Source organism: Vibrio ishigakensis (genome assembly GCF_024347675.1).
In the GTDB taxonomy this organism is placed as follows: domain Bacteria; phylum Pseudomonadota; class Gammaproteobacteria; order Enterobacterales; family Vibrionaceae; genus Vibrio; species Vibrio ishigakensis.
This window is the reverse complement of the sequence record NZ_AP024881.1, coordinates 2944842-2969692: the sequence shown is the minus strand read 5'-3', so window position 1 is coordinate 2969692 and position 24851 is coordinate 2944842. Positions and strand designations below refer to the sequence as shown.

Below are 24851 nucleotides of genomic sequence, written 5' to 3'. Positions count from 1 at the left end.
GACGACCCCACAGTGCGTTTTAGAAATGGAATAGTTAAGGGGATTAATTTTACCCCCAGTTTATGAAGATCGCTAGCAAATGATCGATGATCCAGTGCATAAGATCTAAGTTATTCACAATTTAGTGAGAAAAATCTCCTAGATCTACAAGATTACCCACAAGATTGTACCCAGTGAGCTAGATCATTTTTCTAGGATCCCATTTATCCCCACACTTTTTCACAATAACCAAACCTGCTATACAAGTGAGTAAATGAAACAGAGTTGTTATTAGAAATAACTTTTAGTTATTAGCGCTGGATGCGCTTAGCTGTAATATTCGCACCATAATCACAAGGAGTAGTAGTATGAAAAACTGGTTAAAAGGCTTGCTGTACGCAACCGCACTAATTGCGAGCTTCGCTCAAGTAGCGCAGGCTGCAACTGAAGTAAAAGTAGGTATGTCTGGCCGTTATTTCCCATTCACTTTTGTTGAAAAAGATAAGCTGCAAGGCTTTGAAGTAGACATCTGGGAAGAGATTGGTAAGCGCAACGATTATGACGTTAAGTTTGTGACTTCAAACTTCTCTGGTCTATTCGGTATGCTAGAAACTGGTCGTATCGATACTATTTCTAACCAAATCACAGCAACAGCAGAGCGTAAGGCTAAATACCTATTCTCTGATGCTTATGTAGTAGATGGTGCACAAATCACTGTTCGTAAAGGCAATGACTCTATCAAGGGTGTTGAAGACCTAGACGGTAAAACAGTAGCAGTAAACCTTGGCTCTAACTTCGAGCAACTTCTACGTAACTATGACAAAGACAACAAGATCAACATCAAGACCTACGACACAGGTATTGAACACGATGTCGCTCTTGGTCGTGCTGATGCATTCGTAATGGATCGCCTATCTGCTCTTGAGCTGATCAAGAAAACTGGCCTTCCTCTGCAACTTGCAGGCGAACCGTTTGAGACTATTGAAAACGCTATGCCTTTCGTGAACAACGAAAAAGGCCAACAATTGCAACAAGAAGTGAACAAAGCACTTACTGAAATGCGCAAAGATGGCACTCTAACCAAGATCTCTGAGAAATGGTTTGGTGCAGACATCACCCAAAAATAGTGTAAAGGTATAAAATTAACCCACTATTTCTTTAGAGATAGTGGGTTTGTTGTATTTATAAGAGAGAGTTTATGGGCTTCGACTTTAACTACATGCTTGAGCTACTGCCTATCCTGCTCAGGTATCTGGGAACCACCATGGAGATGGCTATTTGGGGCGGAGTGTTTGCTCTGATCCTAGCCGTTGTACTTGCCAACATCCGAGTGTTTAAGATTCCGGTACTGGATCAGCTTACCCAGCTATATATAAGCTTCTTCCGTGGCACCCCACTCCTAGTCCAGCTGTTTCTTCTCTATTACGGCTTACCGCAGATCTTCCCATTAATGGTGGGTATCGATGCCTTTACCGCAGCGGTTATCGGTCTAACTCTGCACTTTGCTGCTTATATGGCAGAGAGTATCCGTGCCGCCATCATAGGTATCGATCGCAGTCAGATGGAAGCAAGCCTTTCTATCGGCATGACTACACGCCAAGCGATGCAAAGAATCATATTGCCACAGGCTACTCGCGTAGCACTGCCATCTCTGATGAACTATTTCATCGATATGATCAAATCAACTTCACTGGCTTTCACTCTGGGCGTAGCCGAAATCATGGCACGAGCTCAAATGGAAGCATCATCCAGTTTCCGTTTCTTCGAAGCCTTCCTCGCGGTAGCGCTTATCTACTGGGGTGTGGTGGTTATCCTTACGCGCATTCAACTTGTGGCTGAGAATCGTTTGAATAGGGCTTATCAAAGATGATTAAACTGCAGAATATTCATAAGCGCTTTGGCGATTCAGAGATTCTTAAAGGCATAGACATAGAGATCGAAAAAGGCGAAATCATCGTGATTATCGGCTCTAGTGGTACAGGTAAGTCTACCCTACTTCGCTGCGTTAACTTCCTCGAGAGTGCCGAGCAAGGGCACATCACTATTGGTGATGCCTCTGTAGATTGTGCTAAGCACAACAGCAAAGAGGTACTCGAGCTTCGCCGTAAAACAGGCTTTGTATTCCAGAACTACGCACTGTTTGCACATATGACCGCAAGGCAGAACATCGCGGAAGGCTTGATCACTGTACACGGCTGGAAGAAAGACAAAGCTCTGCAACGCGCCCAACAAATTCTGGACGATATCGGCCTTGGCGATAAAGGCGATAGTTATCCAGCAGCACTGTCTGGTGGACAACAACAGCGTGTGGGTATCGGCCGTGCTATGGCGCTAGAACCTGAACTGCTTCTGTTCGATGAGCCTACCTCTGCACTGGATCCTGAATGGGTTGGTGAGGTGCTTAACCTTATGAAAAAACTAGCAAATCAGCATCAAACCATGCTGGTGGTAACCCATGAAATGCAGTTTGCTCGCGAGGTCGCTGACCGAGTGATCTTCATGGCCGAAGGCAACATAGTAGAGCAAGGAAAACCTGAGGATATCTTTGGTAATCCACAGGATCCGCGCTTGAAGAAATTCCTAAATCAGGTTGGGATCTAACAAGATCCTTGAGATTTTATCGGCACAAAGTATAATCCGTCGACCGGAATTTGGGGTGAAGTGTTTAACCTGCTTTATATAGTAGGGAAAAGACCGAGCCTAGGTTAAACCAATCGTTGACTAATTATGAGTCATTGATTAGAATTCCGCCTCTTTGTTGAGAGACGTCGGATTTTCTCTCTTTAAAGGAGAGAGAAATTAAAGCCCACGTCGGGTTTAACTAAACCTAAAAACTACTGATCAGTAAAGGTAAATACCATGAAACGCACTTTTCAACCTTCAGTTCTAAAGCGTAAACGTACTCACGGTTTCCGTGCACGTATGGCTACTAAGAACGGTCGTAAAGTAATTAATGCACGTCGTGCTAAAGGCCGTGCTCGCCTTTCAAAATAATTCGCGATTATTTTGAGTAAGTACGCGTTCAATCGGGAGTTACGTCTGTTAACTCCCGAGCATTATCAAAATGTCTTCGACAAAGCTCACCGAGCTGGTTCCCCTCATTTCACCATCATTGCCCGCAAAAACTCTTTAGACCATCCGCGTCTAGGTTTAGCAGTCCCAAAAAAGCAAATCAAAACGGCTCCTGCCCGTAACCGATTCAAGCGTCTTGCAAGAGAGAGCTTCCGCCTCAACCAACACAAACTTCCTAACAAAGATTTTGTTGTGATTGCAAAGAAAAGCGCCCAAGACTTAAGCAATGATGATATGTTTAAACTCTTCGATAAACTATGGCAAAGACTTTCTCGCCGCTAGCGTGGATAGCTATAGGCTTAGTTTACCTTTATAGAGTTGGCATCAGTCCTCTTATCGGACCACGCTGTCGTTTCACCCCTACCTGCTCCGAATATGCGATCCAAGCGTTAAAAACTCACGGATTTGTAAAAGGTTGTTGGTTATCGGGCAAACGTCTATTAAAATGCCACCCTTTGAATGATGGCGGATACGACCCTGTACCACCTAAACACAACACGACAAACAGAGATAAATAACGATGGGTTCTCAACGTAATATCTTGTTTATCGCTCTAGCTATGGTTTCTTTTCTGCTATTCCAACAATGGCAGTCATACAAGAACCCTCAGGCTCCAGCGACAACGCAAGCACAATCTAACAGTACACTGCCAGCACCTTCGTTTGCTGATGATATGGCCGATCCAGCGCCACAAGCGGGCCACAGTGCAAGCATTGTAAAAGTTAAAACGGACGTTCTCACTCTATCTATCGATGCTTTCGGTGGTGACGTAGTGTCTGCTGAACTGAACCAGTACGCTGATGAATTCGGTTCTGACAAAAACTTCGTTCTTCTTGATAAGAAAGGCAACGAGCAATACATCGCTCAGAGTGGTCTAATCGGCCCTCAAGGTATCGACCTTAGCAGCACTTCTCGTCCTCAGTATCAAGTTGCATCTGACTCTTTCCAAATGGCTGAAGGCCAAGACGAACTTCGCGTTCCTATGACTTATAAGGCTAACGGCCTTGAGTACACTAAGACCTTCATCCTTAAGCGTGGTAGCTATGCTATCGACGTAGCTTATGACGTAGTGAACAACTCTGGTGCAAACGCAACAGTTGGTATGTACGCTCACCTTCGTCAAAACCTACAGAAGTCTGGCGGTAGCCTAACCATGCCTACTTACCGTGGTGGTGCTTACTCTACTGAGAACACTCGCTACAAGAAGTACAGCTTCGACGACATGCAAGACCGCAACCTATCTCAGAACCTTCCAAACGGTGAAGGCTGGGCGGCAATGCTTGAGCACTACTTCGTATCTGCGTGGATCCCACGTGATGCAGCTGGCGCTAACGTTTACACCCGTGTTGTTGGCAACCTAGGTGACATCGGTGTTCGTCTTCCTAACAAGACCATCGCTGATGGCCAATCTGCAGAGATCAAATCGACTCTATGGGTAGGTCCTAAGCTACAAAACGAAATGGCTGCAGTAGCACCAAACCTAGACCTAACCGTAGACTACGGCTGGCTATGGTTCATCGCTAAGCCTCTACACTGGCTTCTATCTATGATCCAAGGCGTAGTGGTTAACTGGGGTCTAGCTATCATCGTACTAACCTTCATCGTTCGTGGTGCTATGTACCCACTAACTAAGGCTCAGTACACCTCTATGGCTAAGATGCGTATGCTTCAGCCTAAGCTGCAAGCTATGCGTGAGCGCATCGGTGATGACCGTCAGCGTATGAGCCAAGAGATGATGGAACTGTATAAGAAAGAGAAGGTTAACCCACTGGGTGGCTGTCTTCCTCTTATCCTACAGATGCCTATCTTCATCGCACTTTACTGGGCACTAATGGAATCTGTTGAGCTACGTCACTCGCCGTTCTTCGGTTGGATTACTGACCTTTCAGCTCAAGACCCGTACTACATCCTTCCTCTACTGATGGGTGCAAGTATGTTCCTGATCCAGAAAATGAGCCCAACAACAGTTACCGACCCTATGCAGCAGAAGATCATGACCTTTATGCCGGTTATGTTTACCTTCTTCTTCCTATGGTTCCCATCAGGCCTAGTTCTATACTGGTTGGTATCTAACATCGTGACTCTGATCCAGCAGACGCTTATCTATAAGGCTCTGGAGAAGAAAGGCTTACACTCTAAGTAAGTTTCAATGAGTCCACATATTCTTAAGGCGGCCAATAGGTCGCCTTTTTCTATTCGAGTTAACAACAAAACCAGAGTAGACTTTATCTAATTGTCCCAGCTGAGACCTATATGACTAACGACACTATAGTGGCTCAAGCCACAGCGCCTGGACGCGGAGGCGTCGGCATCATCCGTGTATCTGGCCCTCAAGCGGTTGAAGTAGCCAAACATCTTGTAGGCAAGACCCTAGCTCCTCGTCGCGCGGAATACCTACCTTTCCTAGCCGCCGATGGCGTGCAGATAGACCAAGGCATTGCCCTCTATTTCCCAAACCCAAACTCCTTTACCGGTGAAGATGTTCTTGAACTACAAGGCCATGGCGGTCCTGTTGTTATGGATATGCTTATCAAGCGTATTCTGGAGATACCTAACATCCGCCCTGCTCGTCCTGGTGAGTTCTCTGAGCGTGCCTTCTTAAACGATAAGATGGACCTGACTCAGGCAGAGGCTATCGCCGACCTTATCGAAGCCAGCTCTGAAGAGGCAGCCAAATCGGCTCTTAAATCTCTGCAAGGTGAGTTCTCAAGCAAGATCACCACGCTGGTGGAGTCATTGATCCATCTACGCATCTATGTAGAAGCCGCTATCGACTTCCCAGAGGAAGAGATCGACTTTCTGGCTGACGGCAAGGTCAGCGGTGATCTGCAAGCCATCATAGACAACCTAGAGGCTGTCCGTCGCGAGGCCAACCAAGGCGCTATTATGCGTGAAGGTATGAAGGTGGTTATCGCCGGTCGCCCAAACGCGGGTAAATCCAGCCTACTGAACTCTCTTTCTGGTAAAGAGACCGCTATCGTTACCGATATCGCCGGTACCACGCGTGACGTTCTGCGTGAGCATATCCATATCGACGGTATGCCACTGCACATCATAGATACCGCAGGTCTGCGTGAAGCCTCTGATGAGGTAGAGAAGATAGGTATTGAGCGTGCTTGGGAAGAGATAGAGCAAGCGGACCGCGTGCTATTCATGGTCGATGGCACCACCACAGATGCGACCGACCCTCGCGATATCTGGCCAGACTTTATTGATCGCCTACCAAAAGATATCGGTATTACAGTTATTCGTAATAAGGCTGACCAGACTAACGAGAGCCTCGGTATCTGCCACGTGAACGAGCCTACCCTTATCCGTCTGAGCGCCAAGACTGGCGAAGGTGTTGAGGCGCTAAGAACGCATCTTAAAGAGTGTATGGGCTATGCCGGTAACCAAGAAGGTGGCTTTATGGCGCGTCGTCGTCATCTAGAGGCACTGAACAAGGCAGCCGAGCACCTTGATATCGGTCAGCAACAGCTTGAAGGCTTTATGGCGGGTGAGATCTTGGCAGAAGAGCTAAGGATCGCACAGCAGTACCTTAACGAGATCACTGGTGAGTTCACCTCAGATGATCTTCTTGGTCGCATCTTCTCATCATTCTGTATCGGTAAATAAGGCAGGCTATGATCCACTTAATCACAGGAAGTACCTTGGGTGGCGCTGAATACGTCGCAGACCACCTCAGCGACTTGCTCGAGAAGCAAGGCAAAGAAACGGAAATCCACAATCAGCCAGACCTAGCTGAGATACCAGCCGAGGGCACTTGGCTGGTAGTCACCTCAACCCATGGTGCGGGTGAGTATCCAGATAATATCCAAAGCTTCATTGGTCAGTTGCAGGATACGCCACCTAACACCCAGGCTCTGAAGTTTGCGGTGATCGCTATTGGTGACTCTAGCTATGACACCTTCTGCGCTGCAGGCAAGCACTGCTATGACCTACTAGAAGACATAGGTGCAACTCCACTCACCGACTGTTTCACCATAGATGTATTAAACCACCCAGTGCCTGAAGAAGCCGCTGAAGAGTGGTTCGAAGACCACACCCACCTGTTCTAATCCCAAATTAAGGTCGCTAACACCACTTCGAGTTAGCGACCTCCCTTTCTATTTGTTCATATTTTACGCGATCAAACTCTTTTCTTCTGTGGATAAGTATAGTGATTTTCAGTGATCAACCTATAGTTATTCAATGAACAACTTTTACCACTGCCTACCCCTGTGTATAAAGTGCCATTTAGATCCCAGCTAATACAGGGTTAGATCCGGTAGAGATCACAGTTATTGATCCTTCTAAAGCTATTGATCTTATTGATCATTTATCACTTATCCACACATGATCGAGTTACTAATAATAGATCTAATAAAAGATCTATATAAAGATCTTATATATATTTAGGAGCAGACAAAAAGTGGAAAAGGTTTAAAAGCAATTTTCTAATGATCAGAAAGAGGGTAGAATACGCCTCCTTTTTGCTCACTTGTTTCACGATAGATAATTCGAGGCCAACTCATGCTTTATCACGAAAAATTTGATGTCATCGTCGTTGGCGGTGGCCACGCTGGCACAGAAGCAGCACTTTCTTCAGCCCGAACTGGTCAAAAGACACTATTGTTGACTCACAATATCGACACGCTAGGTCAAATGTCATGCAACCCAGCTATTGGTGGTATTGGTAAAGGCCATCTCGTGAAAGAAGTGGATGCTATGGGTGGTTTAATGGCCCGTGCTATCGATCATTCAGGTATTCAATTTAGAACCCTTAATGCTTCTAAAGGCCCAGCAGTTCGAGCAACCCGTGCTCAAGCTGATCGTGCACTTTACAAGGCATACGTACGATCTGAGCTAGAAAACACCCCAAATCTAACCCTATTTCAACAGTCAGTGGATGACTTGATCGTCGAGCAAGATCAAGTGCGCGGCGTGATCACCCAGATGGGTTTGAAGTTCGAAGCACGTGCTGTAGTACTGACTGTAGGCACCTTCCTGGGTGGTAAGATCCACATCGGTATGGAAAGTGCGTCGGGTGGCCGTGCTGGTGATCCACCTTCGATCTCTTTGGCGCATCGCCTACGTGAACTGCCGTTCCGAGTTGATCGTCTGAAAACGGGTACACCTCCACGTATCGATGCTCGTAGCGTCGATTTCTCGCAGCTTGAGGTTCAACATGGCGACAACCCTACGCCAGTATTCTCGTTCATGGGTAAACGCAGCCAGCAACCACGACAGGTGCCGTGCTACATAACTCATACCAACGAACAAACCCACGATGTTATCCGCAATAACCTAGACCGTAGCCCTATGTACGCGGGTGTGATCGAAGGTATTGGTCCTCGCTACTGTCCATCTATCGAAGATAAGGTAATGCGTTTTGCGGATAAGAACAGCCACCAGATCTTTATCGAACCTGAGGGGCTAACCACACACGAACTTTATCCAAATGGCATCTCCACCAGCTTGCCGTTTGATGTACAGGTACAGATTGTTCGCTCGATGAAGGGCTTTGAAAATGCTCATATCGTGCGTCCAGGCTATGCGATCGAATATGATTTCTTCGACCCTCGTGACCTAAAACAAACCTATGAAACTAAGTTTATCCAAGGCCTATTCCTTGCTGGACAGATCAACGGCACCACAGGTTATGAGGAAGCCGCTGCTCAAGGGCTGATGGCTGGTCTCAACGCAAGCCTGTACTCGCAGGACAAAGAGGGCTGGTCACCACGTCGTGATCAAGCATACATGGGCGTATTGATCGACGACCTGTCGACCATGGGTACCAAAGAACCGTATCGTATGTTCACCTCTCGTGCGGAATATCGTCTGCTACTGCGTGAAGACAATGCCGATATTCGCCTAACCGAGCATGCTCGTGAGTTGGGTCTTATCGACGATGAGCGTTGGGCTCGCTTCAACCAGAAGATGGATAACATGGCCACCGAACGTCAGCGCCTAGCATCGATCTGGATGAATCCAAAGTCCGAAGGAATTGAAGAGCTTAATCAGCGTCTCAAGACACCTTTGACTCGTGAAGCGAGTGGTGAAGATCTTTTGCGTCGTCCTGAGCTTAGCTATGAACAGCTGACTCAACTTTCAGCCTTCTCTCCAGCACTTGAGGATCCTCAAGCAGCTGAGCAGGTAGAGATCCAGGTTAAATACGAGGGCTATATCCAGCGTCAGCAGGATGAGATCGCAAAATCTATGCGCCACGAGAACACTAAGCTTCCAGCGGATCTTGATTTTTCTCTAGTCTCAGGTCTGTCGAACGAGGTCGTGGCTAAACTGACTGAGAGCAAACCTGAAACCATAGGTATTGCCTCTCGCATCTCAGGTATTACCCCTGCGGCAATCAGTATCCTATTGGTTTATTTGAAGAAACAAGGCCTTCTCAAGAAAGGCGAGGAAGCAGCATAATGAGTCTACGCCAACAACTTGAGAGTTTGATTGCGCAAACTGACCTACAGGTTACAGACACTCAGGTGGAACAACTGGTAGGCTATGTTGAGATGCTGAATAAGTGGAACAAGGCTTACAACCTCACTTCGGTTCGCAACCCGAGTGATATGTTGGTGAAACATATTATGGATAGCATAGTGGTTTCATCGCACCTAGAGGGTTCGCGTTTTATCGATGTGGGTACAGGCCCTGGCCTCCCAGGTGTTCCACTGGCTATCATGAATCCAGATTGTGAATTTACCTTGCTGGATAGCCTAGGTAAGCGTATTCGCTTCATCAAACAAGTGCTGCACGAGCTTAAGATCACTAACGTTCAGCCAGTGCAGAGCCGAGTTGAAGAATTCCAGCCAGAGCAGGGCTTCGATATGGTATTGAGCCGTGCCTTTGCATCCATGAATGACATGGTAAGCTGGTGTCGACACTTACCTAAGCCTGAGCAAGGTGTGTTTCTTGCCCTGAAAGGTCAGGTATCTGAACAGGAAGTGGAAGAGCTACCGAGTTGGTGTAGCGTGATCCAAGTCAAAGCTTTGACTGTCCCTGAGTTAGAAGGTGAGCGACATCTTGTAATCTTACAAGACCGAGAGTAGGAAAGAGATTAGACGTGGGAAGAATCATATCAATTGCTAACCAGAAAGGTGGTGTGGGTAAAACAACAACCTGCGTCAACCTAGCTGCGTCGATGGCTGCCACAAAACGAAATGTGCTAGTCATAGATCTCGACCCGCAAGGCAACGCAACCATGGCCAGTGGTGTGGACAAGTATCAGGTGGAAACAACCGCCTATGACCTACTTGTGGAAGAGGCGCCATTCTCAGAAGTGGTGACTCAGTCTCCAACCGGTGGCTATGACCTGATTGCGGCTAATGGCGATGTAACCGCCGCCGAGATCAAGCTGATGGAGGTGTTCGCACGCGAGGTACGTTTGAAGAACGCCCTAGCGAGCGTGAAAGACCAGTACGATTTTATCTTTATCGACTGCCCACCATCACTCAACCTGCTAACCATCAATGCGATGGCGGCATCAGACTCAGTTCTGGTTCCGATGCAGTGTGAATATTTTGCCCTAGAAGGGCTTACCGCGCTGATGGACACCATCAGCAAGTTGGCAGCCGTGGTGAACGAGAACCTCAAGATTGAAGGTCTGCTTCGAACCATGTTCGATCCGCGTAACCGCCTGTCTAACGAAGTATCAGAACAACTAAAACAGCACTTTGGTAGCAAGGTTTACCGCACCGTTATTCCGCGTAACGTGCGTTTGGCTGAAGCACCGAGCCATGGCAAACCAGCCATGTACTATGACAAACACTCAGCAGGGGCCAAGGCTTATCTGGCGCTTGCAGGAGAGATGCTTCGTCGCGAAGAAGTGACTGCTTAAATAATTACAAGTAAGGAAAGTTTCAATGTCAAAGCGTGGTTTAGGTAAAGGACTCGATGCACTGCTTTCAACCAGTGCCATTGCGAGAGAAAAACGCGCGCCTGCAGAAGTTGCCACCCCAGCCCAGTCGGAAAACGGCGAGCTGCAGGATATTGCCATTGAGCGCCTCCAACCAGGTGTCTATCAACCACGTAAGGAGATGGACGCCGATGCACTGAGTGAACTGAGTGCATCTATCGAATCCCAAGGCATTATCCAGCCTATCGTTGTACGCCAACTGCCATCGTCAGACTATGAAATCATAGCCGGTGAGCGACGCTGGCGTGCGGCGAAACAAGCGGGCCTGAAGAAGGTTCCTTGTGTCGTAAAACAAGTTCAAGACAAAGCGGCCATTGCCATGGCGCTTATCGAAAACATTCAGCGTGAAAACCTAAACGCGGTTGAAGAGGCACAGGCCCTTGAGCGTTTGCAGGCTGAGTTTGAACTTACCCACCAACAGATTGCCGATGTGATCGGCAAATCTCGTACCGCTGTCAGTAACCTACTGCGTCTTAACCAACTTCAGAGCGAGGTTAAGAAACTCGTTGAACAACAGAAACTCGAGATGGGCCACGCCCGCGCCTTACTTGCACTGCAAGATGAACTGCAAATTGAGGTTGCAAATGAGGTTGCTAAACGTGGTTTGACCGTTCGCCAAACCGAGCAATTGGTTAAAAAAGCACTGACACCACCTCAAGAATCTGCACAAAAAGTAGTCGATCAGGAAGCTGAAATCTGGTCAGAAAAATTGTCACAAAATTTAGGAAACTCCGTTTCATTGATTAGAAACAAGAACGGCTCCGCTAAATTGACAATTAGTGTTGATGAACCTCACAAATTAGAACAGTTGATCGCTAAGTTAGAGCGCATCGTGTGATAATTCGACCTGGCGAAAGATCAGACAAATAGACGCTCATTTGCTTGTCTTTTCGGTGCTTGTTTGCGCATAATGCGTGACGATAAGAAGAAATTTCGAAATCTTAGCTTTCAGCTGGGATTGTTTTTCGAGGTAAAAATACATGGTAACGACGCTAGCTAAACCGGGGCGCGAGCTCGCAGGGCGAATGCTACTGATTGAGTTAAGCGTGGTTATTTTCATGGCTATTGGAATGAGCATTGCGTTCAATCCAAGTTGGGGGATGTCGGCGCTAATTGGTGGTGGCATTTTTGTCATTGCTAATGCAGTGTTCGCGATGTTTGCTTTTCTGTATGCGGGTGCTAGGGCGATTAAATTGGTCGCTTTCTCATTCTATACCGGTGAAGCACTCAAGATTCTCCTGACGATCGTTTTGTTTTCGATAGCCTACGTGTATATGGAGTTGGAACTCGTTCCTCTCAAACTAACCTATTTGCTGGTTCTATTAATAAATATGTTTGGACCAGTGTTTTTAATTAACAAAAGAAAATAGGAAAAGTTATGGCTACGCCTGGTGAAGCGTTGACATCTTCCAGTTACATTGAGCACCACTTACAACACCTATCTCTAGCTAAACTAGGTATTGTAAGCGAGGGCAGTTTCTGGAACGTGCATATCGATAGCCTGTTCTTTTCTGTGTTGACTGGTGTGTTATTCCTTTGGGTATTTCGCTCAGTAGCAAAGAAAGCAACAACTGGTGTACCAAGTAAGTTGCAGTGTTTTGTTGAAATGGTAGTTGAGTTCGTTGGTGAGAACGTTCGCGACACTTTCCATGGACGCAATCCATTAATTGCACCGTTGGCATTGACCATTTTCGTATGGATTATCTTAATGAACTTGATGGACCTTGTGCCTATCGACTTCTTACCATATCCAGCCGAACTAATGGGTATTCCTTATCTGAAGGTTGTTCCAACCGCAGACGTGAGTATCACAATGTCTATGGCTCTAGGTGTATTTGCTTTGATGATTTACTACAGCATCAAAGTGAAAGGCATCGGAGGTTTTGCAAAGGAACTAGCACTACATCCGTTTAATCACCCGCTAATGATTCCATTCAACTTGTTGTTGGAAACAGTATCCCTACTGGCGAAACCTATCTCATTGGGTATGCGTCTGTTCGGTAACATGTTTGCTGGTGAGGTTGTATTCATCCTTTGTGCTGCAATGCTACCTTGGTATCTACAATGGGTAGGTTCCCTACCATGGGCTATCTTCCACATTTTGGTTATTTTGATTCAAGCCTTTGTATTTATGATGCTAACGATCGTTTATCTATCAATGGCTCATGAAGACAATCATTAATAATAAAAATTTTTAAACCTAACTCTAAAATAAATATTGGAGAAATCTAAAAATGGAAACTGTTCTAAGTTTTTCTGCTATTGCTGTTGCGATCATCGTAGGTCTATGTGCAGTTGGTACTGCTGTAGGTTTCGCAATCCTAGGTGGTAAGTTCCTAGAAGGCGCTGCTCGTCAACCAGAAATGGCTCCAATGCTTCAAGTTAAGATGTTCATCATCGCTGGTCTACTTGATGCAATCCCAATGATCGGTATCGTTATCGCTCTACTATTCACATTCGCTAACCCATTTGTTGGTCAACTAGGTTAATAAAAGATCCAAGTTATCTGAACTTTGTTGATTAATTAGATAGGAGTAGCTGTTGTGGAAATGAACGCAACTCTGCTAGGTCAAGCAATTAGCTTCACTATGTTTGTGTGGTTCTGCATGAAATATGTATGGCCGCCAGTAATGCAAGCTATTGAAGAACGTCAGAAGAAAATTGCTGACGGTCTTGCTGCCGCTGAACGCGCAGCTAAAGACTTGGACCTAGCACAAGCCAACGCTTCTGACCAAATGAAAGAAGCGAAGCGCACAGCAACTGAGATCATCGAACAGGCTAACAAGCGTAAAGCTCAAATTATTGATGAAGCTCGTGAGGATGCACAGGCAGAACGCCAAAAAATCCTTTCACAAGCTGAAGCTGAAGTTGAAGCTGAACGTAGCCGTGCACGCGATGAGCTGCGCAAACAAGTTGCTACTCTGGCTATTGCTGGTGCAGAGAAGATCCTGGAGCGCTCAGTCGATAAAGACGCGCAAAAAGATATTCTTGATAACATTACTGCGAAACTTTAATACAAGGGGCGTCTATGTCTGATTTGGTAACAATCGCACGCCCCTATGCTAAAGCAGCATTCGACTTTGCGGTGGAAAAGAACGCGTTAGACCAATGGGGTCAAATGCTGGCTTTTGCTGCCGAAGTATCAAAGCACGATGAAATCGCTGAAATTCTTGATGGCTCAGTAACAGCCAACAAGCTTTCAGAAATCTTCATTGCGGTTTGTGGCGAACAACTTGATGAGCACGGTCAAAACCTGCTTAAGGTAATGGCAGCGAACGGTCGCTTAAAAGCACTGCCAGCTGTATTTGCTGAGTTCGTGGTTCTTAAACAAGAGCACGACAAGACAATCGATGTAGACGTTACGTCTGCAACCGAGCTGTCAGCTGAGCAACTAAAAGAAATTACTAGCAAGCTTGAGTCGCGTTTCGAACGCAAAGTGAAGCTGAATTGCAGTATAGATGAGACCCTTCTAGCAGGGGTTATTATTCGAGCCGGAGACCTAGTCATCGATAACTCAGCACGCGGTCGTTTGAACCGTCTGAGCGATGCATTGCAGTCTTAATGGGGATTGGAGCATGCAACTTAATTCCACGGAAATTAGCGATCTAATTAAACAGCGTATCGAGTCTTTCGACGTTGTTAATGAAGCTCGCAACGAAGGTACTATCGTATCGGTAAGCGATGGTATTATCCGTATTCACGGTCTTGCAGACGTTATGCAAGGCGAGATGATCGAATTACCGGGTGGCCGTTATGCACTAGCACTTAACCTTGAGCGTGACTCGGTTGGTGCGGTAGTAATGGGCCCTTATGCTGACCTTCAGGAAGGCATGAAAGTAACAGGTACTGGTCGTATCCTTGAGGTACCAGTAGGCCCAGAAATGCTAGGTCGTGTTGTAAACACCCTAGGTGAGCCTATTGATGGTAAAGGTCCGATCGACGCGAAACTATCTTCTCCTGTAGAAGTTATCGCACCGGGCGTAATCGACCGTAAATCGGTAGATCAGCCAGTACAAACAGGTTATAAGTCAGTTGACTCAATGATCCCAATCGGTCGTGGTCAGCGTGAACTTATCATCGGTGACCGTCAGACTGGTAAAACAGCGATGGCGATCGATGCAATCATCAACCAGAAGAACTCTGGTATCTACTCTATCTATGTAGCTATTGGTCAGAAAGCTTCTACTATCGCAAACGTAGTACGTAAGCTAGAAGAGCACGGCGCGCTGGCTAACACCATCGTTGTTGTAGCTTCTGCTTCTGAATCTGCTGCACTGCAATACCTAGCACCATATGCTGGTTGTGCAATGGGTGAGTACTTCCGTGACCGCGGTGAAGATGCGCTTATCGTATACGATGACCTATCTAAGCAAGCGGTAGCGTACCGTCAGATTTCTCTACTACTGAAACGTCCACCGGGTCGTGAAGCATTCCCAGGTGACGTATTCTACCTTCACTCACGTCTACTAGAGCGTGCTGCTCGTGTAAGCGAAGAGTACGTAGAAAACTTCACTAAAGGCGAAGTGAAAGGCAAGACTGGTTCTCTAACTGCTCTTCCTATCATCGAGACCCAAGCAGGTGACGTTTCGGCATTCGTACCAACCAACGTAATCTCGATTACTGATGGTCAGATCTTCCTACAGACTGAGCTATTCAACGCAGGTGTTCGTCCAGCGGTTGACCCAGGTATCTCAGTATCTCGTGTAGGTGGTTCTGCTCAGACTAAGATCATCAAGAAACTGTCAGGTGGTATCCGTACCGCACTTGCAGCGTACCGCGAACTAGCGGCATTTGCTCAGTTCTCTTCTGATCTTGATGAAGCGACTAAGAAGCAGCTAGACCACGGTGCTAAGGTAACCGAACTGATGAAACAGAAGCAGTACGCTCCTATGTCAGTATTCGACCAAGCACTAGTTATCTTTGCTGCGGAGCGCGGTTTCCTAGAAGATCTAGAAATCAACAAACTTCTAGATTTCGAAGCTGCACTTCTGTCGTACGCTCGTGGTCAGTTCGCTGACTTCGCGAACGAGATCGACCAGACGGGTGCCTTCAACGATGAGATTGAAGCAACGCTAAATAAGATCGTAACTGATTTTAAAGCAACCCAAACTTGGTAATAGGTTGGTGGCTCATAGAGTCACCTTCTAACGGAGAGTAACGATGGCCGGCGCAAAAGAGATACGTAATAAAATCGGTAGTGTTAAGAGCACTCAGAAAATTACGAAAGCGATGGAAATGGTAGCCGCTTCAAAAATGCGTCGCTCGCAAGATGCGATGGAAGCGTCTCGTCCATACGCTGAAACAATGCGTAAGGTGATCGGTCACGTGGCTGCGGGCAGTCTAGAGTACAAACATCCGTACCTAGAAGAGCGCGAAGCCAAGCGTGTTGGTTACATCATAGTTTCTACAGACCGTGGTCTTTGTGGTGGCTTGAACATTAACCTGTTCAAGAAAGCTATCAATGATATGAAGACTTGGTCTGAAAGTGGTGCAGAGGTTGAGCTTGCCATTATTGGTACCAAAGCTACTGCATTCTTTAACAACAGCGGCGCGAAAGTAGCGGCTCAAGTATCTGGCCTAGGTGATTCACCAAGCCTTGAAGACTTGATCGGTTCTGTAGGCGTAATGCTGAAGAAATATGATGAAGGTGAGTTGGATCGCCTGTACGTAGTGTTCAACAAATTCGTGAACACTATGGTTCAAGAACCAACGATCGATCAATTACTGCCTTTACCTAAATCAGACAGCGAAGATATGCAGCGCGATCATCAATGGGACTACATTTATGAGCCTGAGCCAAAGCCACTGCTAGACGCACTTCTTGTTCGTTATATCGAATCAAGCGTGTATCAAGGCGTGGTAGAAAACCTTGCTTGTGAGCAAGCGGCTCGAATGATCGCAATGAAAGCAGCAACGGATAACGCAAGTAACCTGATTGATGACCTAGAGCTTGTATATAACAAGGCTCGTCAGGCTGCGATTACCCAAGAGCTATCAGAAATTGTTTCTGGTGCAGCTGCGGTTTAGTTTTAGGCAAAACGAATTAGTTTAGAGGATTAACAATGGCTACAGGTAAGATCGTAGAGATCATCGGTGCGGTAGTCGACGTAGAGTTCCCACAAGGCGAAGTACCACGTGTATACGACGCACTAAACGTTGTTGACGCTCCAGAACGTCTAGTTCTTGAAGTTCAGCAGCAGCTTGGTGGCGGTGTAGTACGTACTATCGTAATGGGTAGCTCGGACGGTTTACGTCGTGGACTAAAAGTTGAGAACACTGAAGCACCTATCACGGTTCCAGTAGGTACGAAAACTCTTGGTCGTATCATGAACGTCCTAGGTGACGCGATTGACGAATGTGGTGAGATCGGTGCTGAAGAGCACTACGCGATTCACCGTGAAGCACCAAGCTACGAAGAGCAGTCTAACGCGACTGAACTTCTAGAGACTGGTGTTAAAGTTATCGACCTGATTTGCCCATTCGCTAAGGGTGGTAAAATCGGTCTATTTGGTGGTGCAGGTGTAGGTAAGACCGTTAACATGATGGAACTTATCAACAACATCGCACTACAGCACTCTGGCCTATCAGTATTTGCTGGTGTAGGTGAGCGTACTCGTGAAGGTAACGACTTCTACTTTGAGATGCAGGAAGCTGGTGTTGTAAACATCGAGAAGCCTGAAGAATCAAAAGTAGCAATGGTTTACGGTCAGATGAACGAGCCACCAGGTAACCGTCTACGTGTTGCACTGACTGGTCTAACAATGGCAGAGCGTTTCCGTGACGAAGGTCGTGACGTTCTACTGTTCGTTGATAACATCTATCGTTATACCCTTGCAGGTACTGAGGTTTCGGCACTTCTAGGCCGTATGCCATCGGCGGTAGGTTACCAGCCAACTCTAGCAGAAGAGATGGGTGTACTTCAGGAGCGTATCACGTCGACTAAGACTGGCTCTATCACATCTGTTCAGGCGGTATACGTACCTGCGGATGACTTGACTGACCCATCTCCAGCAACGACGTTCGCGCACTTGGATGCAACGGTTGTACTTAACCGTAACATCGCAGCTATGGGTCTATACCCAGCGATCGACCCATTGGATTCGACTTCACGTCAGCTAGATCCATTGGTTGTAGGTCAAGAGCACTATGACATCGCGTCTGGCGTTCAAACGACTCTACAGCGCTATAAAGAGCTGAAAGACATCATCGCTATCCTAGGTATGGACGAGCTTTCTGAAGAAGATAAGCAAGTTGTATCTCGTGCACGTAAGATTGAGAAGTTCCTAACTCAGCCTTACCACGTAGCAGAAGTATTTACTGGCGACCCAGGTGTTTACGTACCTCTTAAAGAGACTCTACGTGGATTCAAAGGTCTACTAGCTGGTGACTACGATGATATCCCAGAGCAAGCGTTTATGTACTGCGGTAGCATTGACCAAGCTCTAGAGAACGCTAAGAAGCTGTAAGTCTAATTAGGAGGCAATATGGCAGTAGTGACCTTTCACCTTGACGTAGTAAGCGCAGAGAAAAGACTTTTCTCTGGTCGCGTAGAGACGTTCCAGGTGACCGGTAGCGAAGGTGAGCTAGGTATTTTCCATGGCCACACCCCGCTGTTGACCGCTATTACTCCTGGTATGGTTCGCATCGTGAAACAACACGGCCACGAAGAGTTCATTTATGTCTCTGGTGGTATGGTAGAAGTTCAGCCTGGTACAGCGACTGTACTGGCTGACACTGCAATCCGTGGTGAAGACATTGATGCGTCTAAAGCAGAAGAAGCCAAGCGCAAAGCTGAGGAGAATATCCATAATCAGCATGGCGACATGGACTTTGCTCAGGCAGCCAGTGAATTGGCTAAAGCGATCGCTCAGATCCGAGTTGCAGAACTTACGAGAAAGCGTCGCTAATAACATTAGCCGTAGCGTATTGAAAAAGGTGACCCTAGGGTCACCTTTTTGTTTTTTAAGCCAACTACTTATCTTCACATTGATAGGTTAAAATGTAGCGATAAGTTACGAACGTCAGTTTTAAGGATTAAGCAATGAACAACTTTAGTGCAGTCATCCTCGCGGCCGGTAAAGGCACGCGTATGTACTCAAAAAAACCAAAAGTACTGCATACGTTGGCAGGTAAGCCTATGGCTAAGCACGTGATCGACACCTGTGTTGGTCTAGGTGCAAACAATATCCACCTTGTATTTGGTCACGGTGCTGATCAGATGAAAGCAACCCTTGGCAATGAGCCAGTAAGCTGGGTTGAACAAAAAGAACAACTAGGTACAGGCCACGCGGTAGACCAAGCTTCTTCTCAGTTCGCTGACGATGAGAAGGTATTGGTGCTGTATGGCGATGTTCCTCTAATCACAAGCGAAACCCTAGAAGCACTTCTAGATGCACAGCCTGAAGGCGGTGTAGGCCTTCTGACCGTGGTTCTAGATAACCCAACCGGTTACGGTCGTATCGTGCGTGAGAACGGCTCTGTGGTTGCTATCGTTGAGCAAAAGGATGCCTCTGAAGAGCAGAAGGCTATCCAAGAGATCAACACTGGTGTGCTGGTGGCTGACGGTAAGGACCTTAAGCGCTGGCTATCTAACCTAAGCAACGACAATGCGCAGGGTGAGTACTACCTAACTGACATTATCGCAGCGGCTCACGCTGATGGTCAGAAGATTGAAGCAGTACACCCAGCTAACCCAATCGAGGTTGAGGGCGTAAATGATCGTCGTCAGCTAGCGAAACTAGAGCGCGCACATCAACTGATGCAGGCAGAGAAGCTACTAGAGCAGGGCGTTATGCTTCGCGATCCAAACCGTTTCGATCTTCGTGGCACATTGCAGTGTGGTATGGACGTTGAGATCGATGCTAACGTGATTATTCAAGGTAATGTAACCATCGGCGATAACGTGACTATCGGTGCTGGCTGTGTGCTTATCGACTGTGAGATTGACGACAACACGTTAGTGCGTCCTTACTCTATCATCGAGAGCGCAACCGTTGCTGAAGACTGTACTGTAGGTCCATTTACACGTCTTCGCCCTGGTGCTGAGCTACGTAACGACTCTCACGTGGGTAACTTCGTTGAAGTGAAGAATGCACGTCTTGGTGAAGGTTCTAAAGCTAATCACCTGACCTATCTTGGTGATGCTGAAATTGGCCAGCGCGTAAACGTAGGTGCGGGTGTAATTACCTGTAACTACGATGGTGCGAACAAGTTCAAGACCATCATCGGCGATGATGTATTCGTTGGCTCTGACAGCCAGCTAATCGCTCCTGTAACCATCGCTGATGGTGTTACCGTTGGTGCTGGCACGACTCTTACTAAAGATGTTGAAGCGAATCAGTTAGTAATCACTCGCGCGAAAGAGCGTCGTATTTCTGACTGGGAACGTCCAGTTAAGAAGAAGTAGACCTGAGTTGCTAAAGATCCCGGATACTTGCTTTGCAAGTTCCGGGATGACGAAAATGAAAAAAACCGAAGGCCAAAGGCCTTCGGTTTTTTATTATCTTAAGTTAGCAATTTCTGACCAAAGAGCATCGTCATACCGGAAGCCTCGCAGAGGCTATCCGGTATCTTCCACCCACATCAGTGATTAGGAATAGCATAACGTTTCTCAAGCCAACGAACCCCTTGCGACACCGCCAGAATCAGCACCAAATACTCTAGAACTAGGAAGGTATAGATCTCCAAAGGTAAGTACTCATTAACCACCAGCTCATTAGCACGCCTAGTCAGATCAGACAGACCAATCACACTCACCAGTGAAGACATCTTAAGAATGTACACGAACTGATTACCCAGCGGAGGCAATATCTGACGCAACGCCTGCGGGAAGATAACCAGTCGCATGGTTTTCCAATAACTAAGACCTAGGGCATGTGAGGCTTCATGTTGGCCTCGGTTAATGGCTTGGATACCTCCACGGAATACCTCGGCCATAAAGGCGCTTTCAGCGATAGAAAGGGCAATCACGCCCGCCCAGAAATGGTTAAGACTAATATCGAGAAGTGTCGGTAGGCCGTAATAGACCCACAACAATAGTACCAATACAGGTATAGAACGAATCGCCTCTACATAGATTCGGTTGATGGAGCGAACCCAAGGGTTAGATGAAAGCGCGGGGAGGGCGATTATCAGACCAATCAGCATGGCAAATACCATACTCAGCAAGGAGACGCTGATGGTACTGGAAAAGCCAGCTATAAGGAATTTGAGGTTTATTTGTCCCTGTTCTGTGGACGGGTCTAGAACGTACCAGCCCCACTCATAATCTGAACAACCGGTCAGCAATAAACAACATACTGCTACCGTCAGAGTATTTAATTTCACAATATGCCCATCCTTAAGCACAATTTTTCATATAGAATAGGTATGGTAACAATACATTGGAATAAACGTTACCGCTTTTAAAAGGATTTATGATGAAGAAGTTTATTTTGGCCTTGGGCCTTTCTCTGCTTTCCCTCTCTCAAGCTATGGCTGAAACCAGCCGACTACAACAGATCTTAAACTCGGGTGTACTTAAGGTTGGTACTACGGGTGATTGGAACCCAATGACGATGAAAGACCCTGCTAGCAACAGCTATCGCGGTTTCGATATCGATGTGACTACTGAGCTTGCAAAAGACCTAGGTGTTAAGGTTGAGTACGTTGCGACCGACTGGAAGACACTGGTAAATGGTATTACTGCTGGTAAGTACGACATCACAGGTTCTGCATCCCTGAATATGTCTCGCGCTAAGGTTGCAGGCTATAGCCAGCCGTATTTCTATCTAGCGTTTGTTCCAGTAGTTCCTAAGAAAGATGTAGACAAATACTCGGATTGGGCTGATTTCAACAAGCCTGATATCAAAGTGGCAGCCACTCTAGGTACAGTACAAGAAAAGATGGTGAAGGAGTTCTTCCCAGAGGCTCAGCACATCGTTATCGAAGCGCCAGCGCGTGATTTTCAGGAAATCCTAGCACGTCGTGCTAATGTATCGGTAACCTCAAACGTAGAGGCTGCAACGCTGGTGGAGAAGTTTAAACAGCTAGCGGTTGTGCCGGTAAAAGAGCCGCGTAACCCAACCCCTATCTCTATGTTGCTTCCACAAAATGACCAAGTATGGATCAACTACGTAAACCACTGGGTTGAGCTGAAGAAGACTCAAGGTTTCTTCGATGAGACTGCCAAGAAATGGGGCCTAACTAGCCTATAGAACTGAAAAAAGGAGCGACTTGATCGCTCCTTTTTTATTTTAGACAGAGTAGAAGAAATACAACTGAGATTTCATACGGATGATAATGCCACGAATCACGTCCAAGAAATTTAGGAAAGAATTCGGCTTTTCACCACTGACCCAAGCGAGTCCTACTGAGCCGACCGGGATATCGTAGCCCTCAGGCTCTTCTATCCTGAGCCTAACAAAGTGATGCTTGTTCATTACGTTTTGGCCAGTCACCGAGCGTACGCTTTGGTCGACCCCAAACAGGTTACCTTGGGATTCTCCAGTCGCTTCGACGATGCCTTCCACCTCTGCAGAGAAGATCTTTCCTGGATATACTGCTGATGCAAATTCTGCAGTCATACCTTTCTTAACATTTCGGATAGCCTGGTGGTTGACCCTCATCAGCACATACTTTTCGTCTGTGTACATTTGTATCCTTGGCGCCAAAGAGACAAGCTGGCCCTCACGCAGGATAAAGTTGGTGACAAAGCCATCCGCTGGAGCATGTACTTTGGTTGCATCTAGGTTCCACTGTGCCTGTTTAATATCTCCTTCCGCAGCCAGCAGTTCACTCTGTTTAGATTGATAATTGAGCTCAGCCTGACCAATCTCAAGATACGCTTTCTGTACCTCAACCTCTTGGGTAGCGATATCCGCTTGTATGGTGACTATCTTCTGTTTAGAGAGTTCTACTAAGCTAGTTTGTTTGTCTATATCACTTTGAGATATTGAGTTCTTAACAACACGATTTTGCGTCACAAATCTGTGTAGGGTTTTGGTTTCAAGCTCATAGTCCACTTGCGCTGCGGTTAACTCGCTGTATGCAACCTTCATCTGCATTTCCAAGGTGGCATGAGTAGCCTCTGCAATCGCGATCTCGTCATTAGCTTTCTCAACCGCTATTTCAGCGTTTTTCTTTGAGGTCTTAGCTTTGTCTAAAGCGATTTCATACGGGGTCTTTTCAAGCTCATAGATGAGCTGTCCCTGAGTGATATCTTGGTTAGGCTCGATATAGATATGCTCAACCTTGCCATTGATGCCGGCTGAAGCTGGGCGGAGCTGTATATGAGGTGACTGAACTACTGAGCCTCCAGAAATATCCATGGGTGTATAGTTAATCAAGCCGACCCATACAAACATCAGCCAAGCTCCACCACCGAGGTAGGCAAAGCTTTTAGTCGCCGCATTCCAAGGCATACCCACCAATCGCAGTAGATAAATAAACAGTGCCCAGACGGCTAGTCCTTCTAACATGACTCCTCCTTAGACTCTGCAGAGGAATTACCCTTCCAGATTTCTCTAAGACGAATCACGCTTTGCTCCAGATCGACAAAGGCAATAATGATCGCGAGTACCCATACCCAATGCCAGATAAAGCCTATCCAGGTCAGTATTGTGATGAGTCCAATCTGATGATGACCACTAGAGTGTGCTTTGTGGATAGGAATCTCGTGTAGCTTCCAGAAACCATAAACAGCAGCCGAGATGGAGCCTACTAGAACTAAAGTAGAAACAACATGTAGCGCCGTATCTACTCCGGTGCCAACAAAAGGAACATTAATTAAGCTCATTGTTTTCAATCTTCTATGGATGGGGAGGTCATTGTGGATTTGATTTGCACTTAGTGACTGTTTATGACAGTTTTTATCAAAACTAAGCCTATTTCGAAGAAATCTGTCATGAAAGAAAATCGATTTATGCGCACCCTCAGCGTTCAGTACATGTTGCCTAACCTGAAGATAATGGGGATTAGGGTAGAGGAGCTCGGTATACCTCTGACGGTATTCGACAATCCGATGACATTGATTCCTGCGAAAGAGATGGATCGCTGGTTTGAACGTTTGATTGAGCAGTCAAAGGATCCAGACATTGTTTTGTCTGCTTGCACTGACATTGAGTTATCAAAAATGGGGTTGTTGGGTAGGTGGATTTTCTCTTGCAATGACTTGGCCTTGATTATTCGAAGGCTAAGTTTTGGTTTGGGATGTTTGCAATCTGGTGCGTTTTTTTCTGGCAAGAAGACGAGGTCATTTATTAAATGGACCTACACCTCAAAAAACTTCGGCCCTAGCACCATAGTCCATGAAAGCATCCGTATGGCAATCTTGATGCACAAGGTGCTGACCTTTTGTCTGGGTAAGTCCTTTGCTCCGGTTAAGCTTCGCCTTCCTGGTCAGATGGTAAATAGTCAGAAGTACGAGTCTTACTTTGGTTGTGAAATCGAGTGGAATCAGCCCTGTATCGAATTCTGGATCAATGCAAATTACAGATTCACTAGTTATCAGGTAGCGAGTGACTTCAAGGCGAAATTGGCCATGAGTACCTTTGATTTGGAAGAGCTACTCAACATGCCGGATCCAGAGGATGAGCTTAAGGTTATCTATGAGGTGATCAACTATGCGAGGCACTTTGGACTCCCTAAGGTATCAAAAGTGGCTTATCTGTTAGATATCTCGGAACAGCAACTCTATCGTGTGCTTCAGCACCACTCCTTGAATTTTTCTACGCTGACAGATTATGTGCTGAGTAATCTAGCTGTAGAGTACCTAAAAGAGGGAATGTCAGGTGCTGAGATAGCACCTAGGCTTGGTTATTCCAATGAACAGAGCTTTGAGAGAATGTTCAAGCGTAACCGAGGGATAACTCCCAAGCAGTTTCAAAAACACTATCGTATTGGATAGATAAAACTG

The 24851-nt window shown here is 46.5% G+C and carries 28 protein-coding genes; 25 read left to right on the top strand and 3 right to left on the bottom strand.

Annotation, left to right across the window (positions count from 1 at the left end; all coding sequences use genetic code 11):
- Nucleotides 1–347: 347 nt before the first annotated feature.
- From Pcarn_RS13775 to glmU, 23 genes are all read left to right on the top strand, one after another.
- Nucleotides 348–1106, top strand: coding sequence for an amino acid ABC transporter substrate-binding protein (locus tag Pcarn_RS13775; RefSeq protein ID WP_261834378.1), 759 nt, complete (start codon nucleotides 348–350; stop codon nucleotides 1104–1106).
- Between the two features lie 71 nt (nucleotides 1107–1177).
- Complete coding sequence (locus tag Pcarn_RS13770) at nucleotides 1178–1849, top strand: amino acid ABC transporter permease (RefSeq protein WP_261834377.1); 672 nt, start codon at nucleotides 1178–1180, stop codon at nucleotides 1847–1849.
- On the top strand, nucleotides 1846–2580 hold the full coding sequence (locus Pcarn_RS13765; RefSeq protein ID WP_261834376.1) for an amino acid ABC transporter ATP-binding protein: 735 nt from the start codon (nucleotides 1846–1848) through the stop codon (nucleotides 2578–2580). The genes Pcarn_RS13770 and Pcarn_RS13765 overlap by 4 nt, the downstream gene beginning before the upstream one ends.
- A 258-nt stretch (nucleotides 2581–2838) precedes the next feature.
- Nucleotides 2839–2973, top strand: coding sequence for a 50S ribosomal protein L34 (rpmH, locus tag Pcarn_RS13760; RefSeq protein WP_006880025.1), 135 nt, complete (start codon nucleotides 2839–2841; stop codon nucleotides 2971–2973).
- A gap of 45 nt (nucleotides 2974–3018) precedes the next feature.
- Nucleotides 3019–3333, top strand: a complete 315-nt coding sequence (rnpA, locus tag Pcarn_RS13755) for a ribonuclease P protein component (RefSeq protein WP_261835691.1) — start codon at nucleotides 3019–3021, stop codon at nucleotides 3331–3333.
- Nucleotides 3309–3569, top strand: coding sequence for a membrane protein insertion efficiency factor YidD (gene yidD, locus Pcarn_RS13750; protein WP_261834375.1), 261 nt, complete (start codon nucleotides 3309–3311; stop codon nucleotides 3567–3569). The genes rnpA and yidD overlap by 25 nt, the downstream gene beginning before the upstream one ends.
- 2 nt (nucleotides 3570–3571) lie before the next feature.
- Nucleotides 3572–5194 carry a membrane protein insertase YidC gene (yidC, locus tag Pcarn_RS13745; RefSeq protein WP_261834374.1) on the top strand — a complete coding sequence of 541 codons (1623 nt, stop codon included), beginning with the start codon at nucleotides 3572–3574 and terminating at the stop codon, nucleotides 5192–5194.
- 110 nt (nucleotides 5195–5304) lie between these two features.
- Nucleotides 5305–6666 (top strand): tRNA uridine-5-carboxymethylaminomethyl(34) synthesis GTPase MnmE, encoded by a 1362-nt coding sequence (gene mnmE / locus Pcarn_RS13740; RefSeq protein WP_261834373.1) that lies wholly within the window; start codon nucleotides 5305–5307, stop codon nucleotides 6664–6666.
- An 8-nt stretch (nucleotides 6667–6674) separates the two neighbouring features.
- Entirely contained in the window at nucleotides 6675–7109 is a 435-nt protein-coding gene (gene mioC / locus Pcarn_RS13735; protein ID WP_261834372.1) for an FMN-binding protein MioC, read from the top strand.
- Nucleotides 7110–7563: 454 nt separating this feature from the next.
- On the top strand, nucleotides 7564–9462 hold the full coding sequence (gene mnmG, locus Pcarn_RS13730) for a tRNA uridine-5-carboxymethylaminomethyl(34) synthesis enzyme MnmG (RefSeq protein ID WP_261834371.1): 1899 nt from the start codon (nucleotides 7564–7566) through the stop codon (nucleotides 9460–9462).
- On the top strand, nucleotides 9462–10091 hold the full coding sequence (gene rsmG, locus Pcarn_RS13725; protein ID WP_390904454.1) for a 16S rRNA (guanine(527)-N(7))-methyltransferase RsmG: 630 nt from the start codon (nucleotides 9462–9464) through the stop codon (nucleotides 10089–10091). The genes mnmG and rsmG overlap by 1 nt, the downstream gene beginning before the upstream one ends.
- A 14-nt stretch (nucleotides 10092–10105) precedes the next feature.
- On the top strand, nucleotides 10106–10879 hold the full coding sequence (locus Pcarn_RS13720; protein ID WP_261834370.1) for a ParA family protein: 774 nt from the start codon (nucleotides 10106–10108) through the stop codon (nucleotides 10877–10879).
- A 25-nt stretch (nucleotides 10880–10904) separates the two neighbouring features.
- Nucleotides 10905–11795 carry a ParB/RepB/Spo0J family partition protein gene (locus Pcarn_RS13715; protein ID WP_261834369.1) on the top strand — a complete coding sequence of 297 codons (891 nt, stop codon included), beginning with the start codon at nucleotides 10905–10907 and terminating at the stop codon, nucleotides 11793–11795.
- A 142-nt stretch (nucleotides 11796–11937) separates the two neighbouring features.
- Nucleotides 11938–12327 carry a F0F1 ATP synthase subunit I gene (locus Pcarn_RS13710; protein WP_261834368.1) on the top strand — a complete coding sequence of 130 codons (390 nt, stop codon included), beginning with the start codon at nucleotides 11938–11940 and terminating at the stop codon, nucleotides 12325–12327.
- Nucleotides 12328–12335: 8 nt separating this feature from the next.
- A complete protein-coding gene (gene atpB, locus Pcarn_RS13705) occupies nucleotides 12336–13139 on the top strand; it encodes a F0F1 ATP synthase subunit A (protein ID WP_261834367.1) in 804 nt (267 codons plus the stop codon).
- Nucleotides 13140–13191: 52 nt separating this feature from the next.
- A complete protein-coding gene (gene atpE, locus Pcarn_RS13700) occupies nucleotides 13192–13446 on the top strand; it encodes a F0F1 ATP synthase subunit C (RefSeq protein ID WP_261834366.1) in 255 nt (84 codons plus the stop codon).
- Between the two features lie 54 nt (nucleotides 13447–13500).
- A complete protein-coding gene (gene atpF / locus Pcarn_RS13695; protein ID WP_261834365.1) occupies nucleotides 13501–13971 on the top strand; it encodes a F0F1 ATP synthase subunit B in 471 nt (156 codons plus the stop codon).
- Between the two features lie 14 nt (nucleotides 13972–13985).
- Nucleotides 13986–14519 (top strand): F0F1 ATP synthase subunit delta, encoded by a 534-nt coding sequence (gene atpH / locus Pcarn_RS13690; protein ID WP_261834364.1) that lies wholly within the window; start codon nucleotides 13986–13988, stop codon nucleotides 14517–14519.
- Nucleotides 14520–14532: 13 nt separating this feature from the next.
- Entirely contained in the window at nucleotides 14533–16074 is a 1542-nt protein-coding gene (gene atpA, locus Pcarn_RS13685) for a F0F1 ATP synthase subunit alpha (RefSeq protein WP_261834363.1), read from the top strand.
- Between the two features lie 43 nt (nucleotides 16075–16117).
- Complete coding sequence (gene atpG, locus Pcarn_RS13680) at nucleotides 16118–16984, top strand: F0F1 ATP synthase subunit gamma (protein WP_261834362.1); 867 nt, start codon at nucleotides 16118–16120, stop codon at nucleotides 16982–16984.
- A 35-nt stretch (nucleotides 16985–17019) separates the two neighbouring features.
- Entirely contained in the window at nucleotides 17020–18423 is a 1404-nt protein-coding gene (atpD, locus tag Pcarn_RS13675) for a F0F1 ATP synthase subunit beta (protein WP_261834361.1), read from the top strand.
- Nucleotides 18424–18441: 18 nt separating this feature from the next.
- On the top strand, nucleotides 18442–18864 hold the full coding sequence (locus tag Pcarn_RS13670) for a F0F1 ATP synthase subunit epsilon (RefSeq protein ID WP_261834360.1): 423 nt from the start codon (nucleotides 18442–18444) through the stop codon (nucleotides 18862–18864).
- 134 nt (nucleotides 18865–18998) lie between these two features.
- Nucleotides 18999–20363: a bifunctional UDP-N-acetylglucosamine diphosphorylase/glucosamine-1-phosphate N-acetyltransferase GlmU gene (gene glmU / locus Pcarn_RS13665; RefSeq protein ID WP_261834359.1), complete on the top strand. Its 1365-nt coding sequence runs from the start codon at nucleotides 18999–19001 to the stop codon at nucleotides 20361–20363.
- Nucleotides 20364–20539: 176 nt separating this feature from the next.
- Here the strand turns inward: glmU and Pcarn_RS13660 are convergent, their stop codons facing one another.
- Nucleotides 20540–21283 (bottom strand): amino acid ABC transporter permease, encoded by a 744-nt coding sequence (locus Pcarn_RS13660; protein WP_261834358.1) that lies wholly within the window; start codon nucleotides 21281–21283, stop codon nucleotides 20540–20542.
- A gap of 92 nt (nucleotides 21284–21375) precedes the next feature.
- Between Pcarn_RS13660 and Pcarn_RS13655 the strand changes: the two genes are divergently transcribed.
- Nucleotides 21376–22152, top strand: coding sequence for a transporter substrate-binding domain-containing protein (locus Pcarn_RS13655; protein WP_261834357.1), 777 nt, complete (start codon nucleotides 21376–21378; stop codon nucleotides 22150–22152).
- 39 nt (nucleotides 22153–22191) lie between these two features.
- Here the strand turns inward: Pcarn_RS13655 and Pcarn_RS13650 are convergent, their stop codons facing one another.
- Nucleotides 22192–23415: an HlyD family secretion protein gene (locus tag Pcarn_RS13650; protein ID WP_261834356.1), complete on the bottom strand. Its 1224-nt coding sequence runs from the start codon at nucleotides 23413–23415 to the stop codon at nucleotides 22192–22194.
- Nucleotides 23409–23732, bottom strand: a complete 324-nt coding sequence (locus Pcarn_RS13645; RefSeq protein WP_261834355.1) for an MFS transporter — start codon at nucleotides 23730–23732, stop codon at nucleotides 23409–23411. Before Pcarn_RS13645 ends, Pcarn_RS13650 begins: the two co-directional genes overlap by 7 nt.
- A gap of 108 nt (nucleotides 23733–23840) precedes the next feature.
- Between Pcarn_RS13645 and Pcarn_RS13640 the strand changes: the two genes are divergently transcribed.
- Nucleotides 23841–24842 carry an AraC family transcriptional regulator gene (locus Pcarn_RS13640; RefSeq protein ID WP_261834354.1) on the top strand — a complete coding sequence of 334 codons (1002 nt, stop codon included), beginning with the start codon at nucleotides 23841–23843 and terminating at the stop codon, nucleotides 24840–24842.
- The last annotated feature ends 9 nt before the right edge of the window (nucleotides 24843–24851 follow it).

Excerpts from the sequence above, each read along its gene's own strand:
- Pcarn_RS13775 (WP_261834378.1), top strand. The coding sequence starts at position 348 with ATGAAAAACTGGTTAAAAGGCTTGCTGTACGCAACCGCACTAATTGCG.
- Pcarn_RS13770 (WP_261834377.1), top strand. The coding sequence starts at position 1,178 with ATGGGCTTCGACTTTAACTACATGCTTGAGCTACTGCCTATCCTGCTC.
- Pcarn_RS13765 (WP_261834376.1), top strand. The coding sequence starts at position 1,846 with ATGATTAAACTGCAGAATATTCATAAGCGCTTTGGCGATTCAGAGATT.
- rpmH (WP_006880025.1), top strand. The coding sequence starts at position 2,839 with ATGAAACGCACTTTTCAACCTTCAGTTCTAAAGCGTAAACGTACTCAC.
- yidD (WP_261834375.1), top strand. The coding sequence starts at position 3,309 with ATGGCAAAGACTTTCTCGCCGCTAGCGTGGATAGCTATAGGCTTAGTT.
- yidC (WP_261834374.1), top strand. The coding sequence starts at position 3,572 with ATGGGTTCTCAACGTAATATCTTGTTTATCGCTCTAGCTATGGTTTCT.
- mnmE (WP_261834373.1), top strand. The coding sequence starts at position 5,305 with ATGACTAACGACACTATAGTGGCTCAAGCCACAGCGCCTGGACGCGGA.
- mioC (WP_261834372.1), top strand. The coding sequence starts at position 6,675 with ATGATCCACTTAATCACAGGAAGTACCTTGGGTGGCGCTGAATACGTC.
- mnmG (WP_261834371.1), top strand. The coding sequence starts at position 7,564 with ATGCTTTATCACGAAAAATTTGATGTCATCGTCGTTGGCGGTGGCCAC.
- rsmG (WP_390904454.1), top strand. The coding sequence starts at position 9,462 with ATGAGTCTACGCCAACAACTTGAGAGTTTGATTGCGCAAACTGACCTA.
- Pcarn_RS13715 (WP_261834369.1), top strand. The coding sequence starts at position 10,905 with ATGTCAAAGCGTGGTTTAGGTAAAGGACTCGATGCACTGCTTTCAACC.
- Pcarn_RS13710 (WP_261834368.1), top strand. The coding sequence starts at position 11,938 with ATGGTAACGACGCTAGCTAAACCGGGGCGCGAGCTCGCAGGGCGAATG.
- atpB (WP_261834367.1), top strand. The coding sequence starts at position 12,336 with ATGGCTACGCCTGGTGAAGCGTTGACATCTTCCAGTTACATTGAGCAC.
- atpE (WP_261834366.1), top strand. The coding sequence starts at position 13,192 with ATGGAAACTGTTCTAAGTTTTTCTGCTATTGCTGTTGCGATCATCGTA.
- atpH (WP_261834364.1), top strand. The coding sequence starts at position 13,986 with ATGTCTGATTTGGTAACAATCGCACGCCCCTATGCTAAAGCAGCATTC.
- atpA (WP_261834363.1), top strand. The coding sequence starts at position 14,533 with ATGCAACTTAATTCCACGGAAATTAGCGATCTAATTAAACAGCGTATC.
- atpG (WP_261834362.1), top strand. The coding sequence starts at position 16,118 with ATGGCCGGCGCAAAAGAGATACGTAATAAAATCGGTAGTGTTAAGAGC.
- atpD (WP_261834361.1), top strand. The coding sequence starts at position 17,020 with ATGGCTACAGGTAAGATCGTAGAGATCATCGGTGCGGTAGTCGACGTA.
- Pcarn_RS13670 (WP_261834360.1), top strand. The coding sequence starts at position 18,442 with ATGGCAGTAGTGACCTTTCACCTTGACGTAGTAAGCGCAGAGAAAAGA.
- glmU (WP_261834359.1), top strand. The coding sequence starts at position 18,999 with ATGAACAACTTTAGTGCAGTCATCCTCGCGGCCGGTAAAGGCACGCGT.
- Pcarn_RS13655 (WP_261834357.1), top strand. The coding sequence starts at position 21,376 with ATGAAGAAGTTTATTTTGGCCTTGGGCCTTTCTCTGCTTTCCCTCTCT.
- Pcarn_RS13650 (WP_261834356.1), bottom strand. The coding sequence starts at position 23,415 with ATGTTAGAAGGACTAGCCGTCTGGGCACTGTTTATTTATCTACTGCGA.
- Pcarn_RS13645 (WP_261834355.1), bottom strand. The coding sequence starts at position 23,732 with ATGAGCTTAATTAATGTTCCTTTTGTTGGCACCGGAGTAGATACGGCG.
- Pcarn_RS13640 (WP_261834354.1), top strand. The coding sequence starts at position 23,841 with ATGAAAGAAAATCGATTTATGCGCACCCTCAGCGTTCAGTACATGTTG.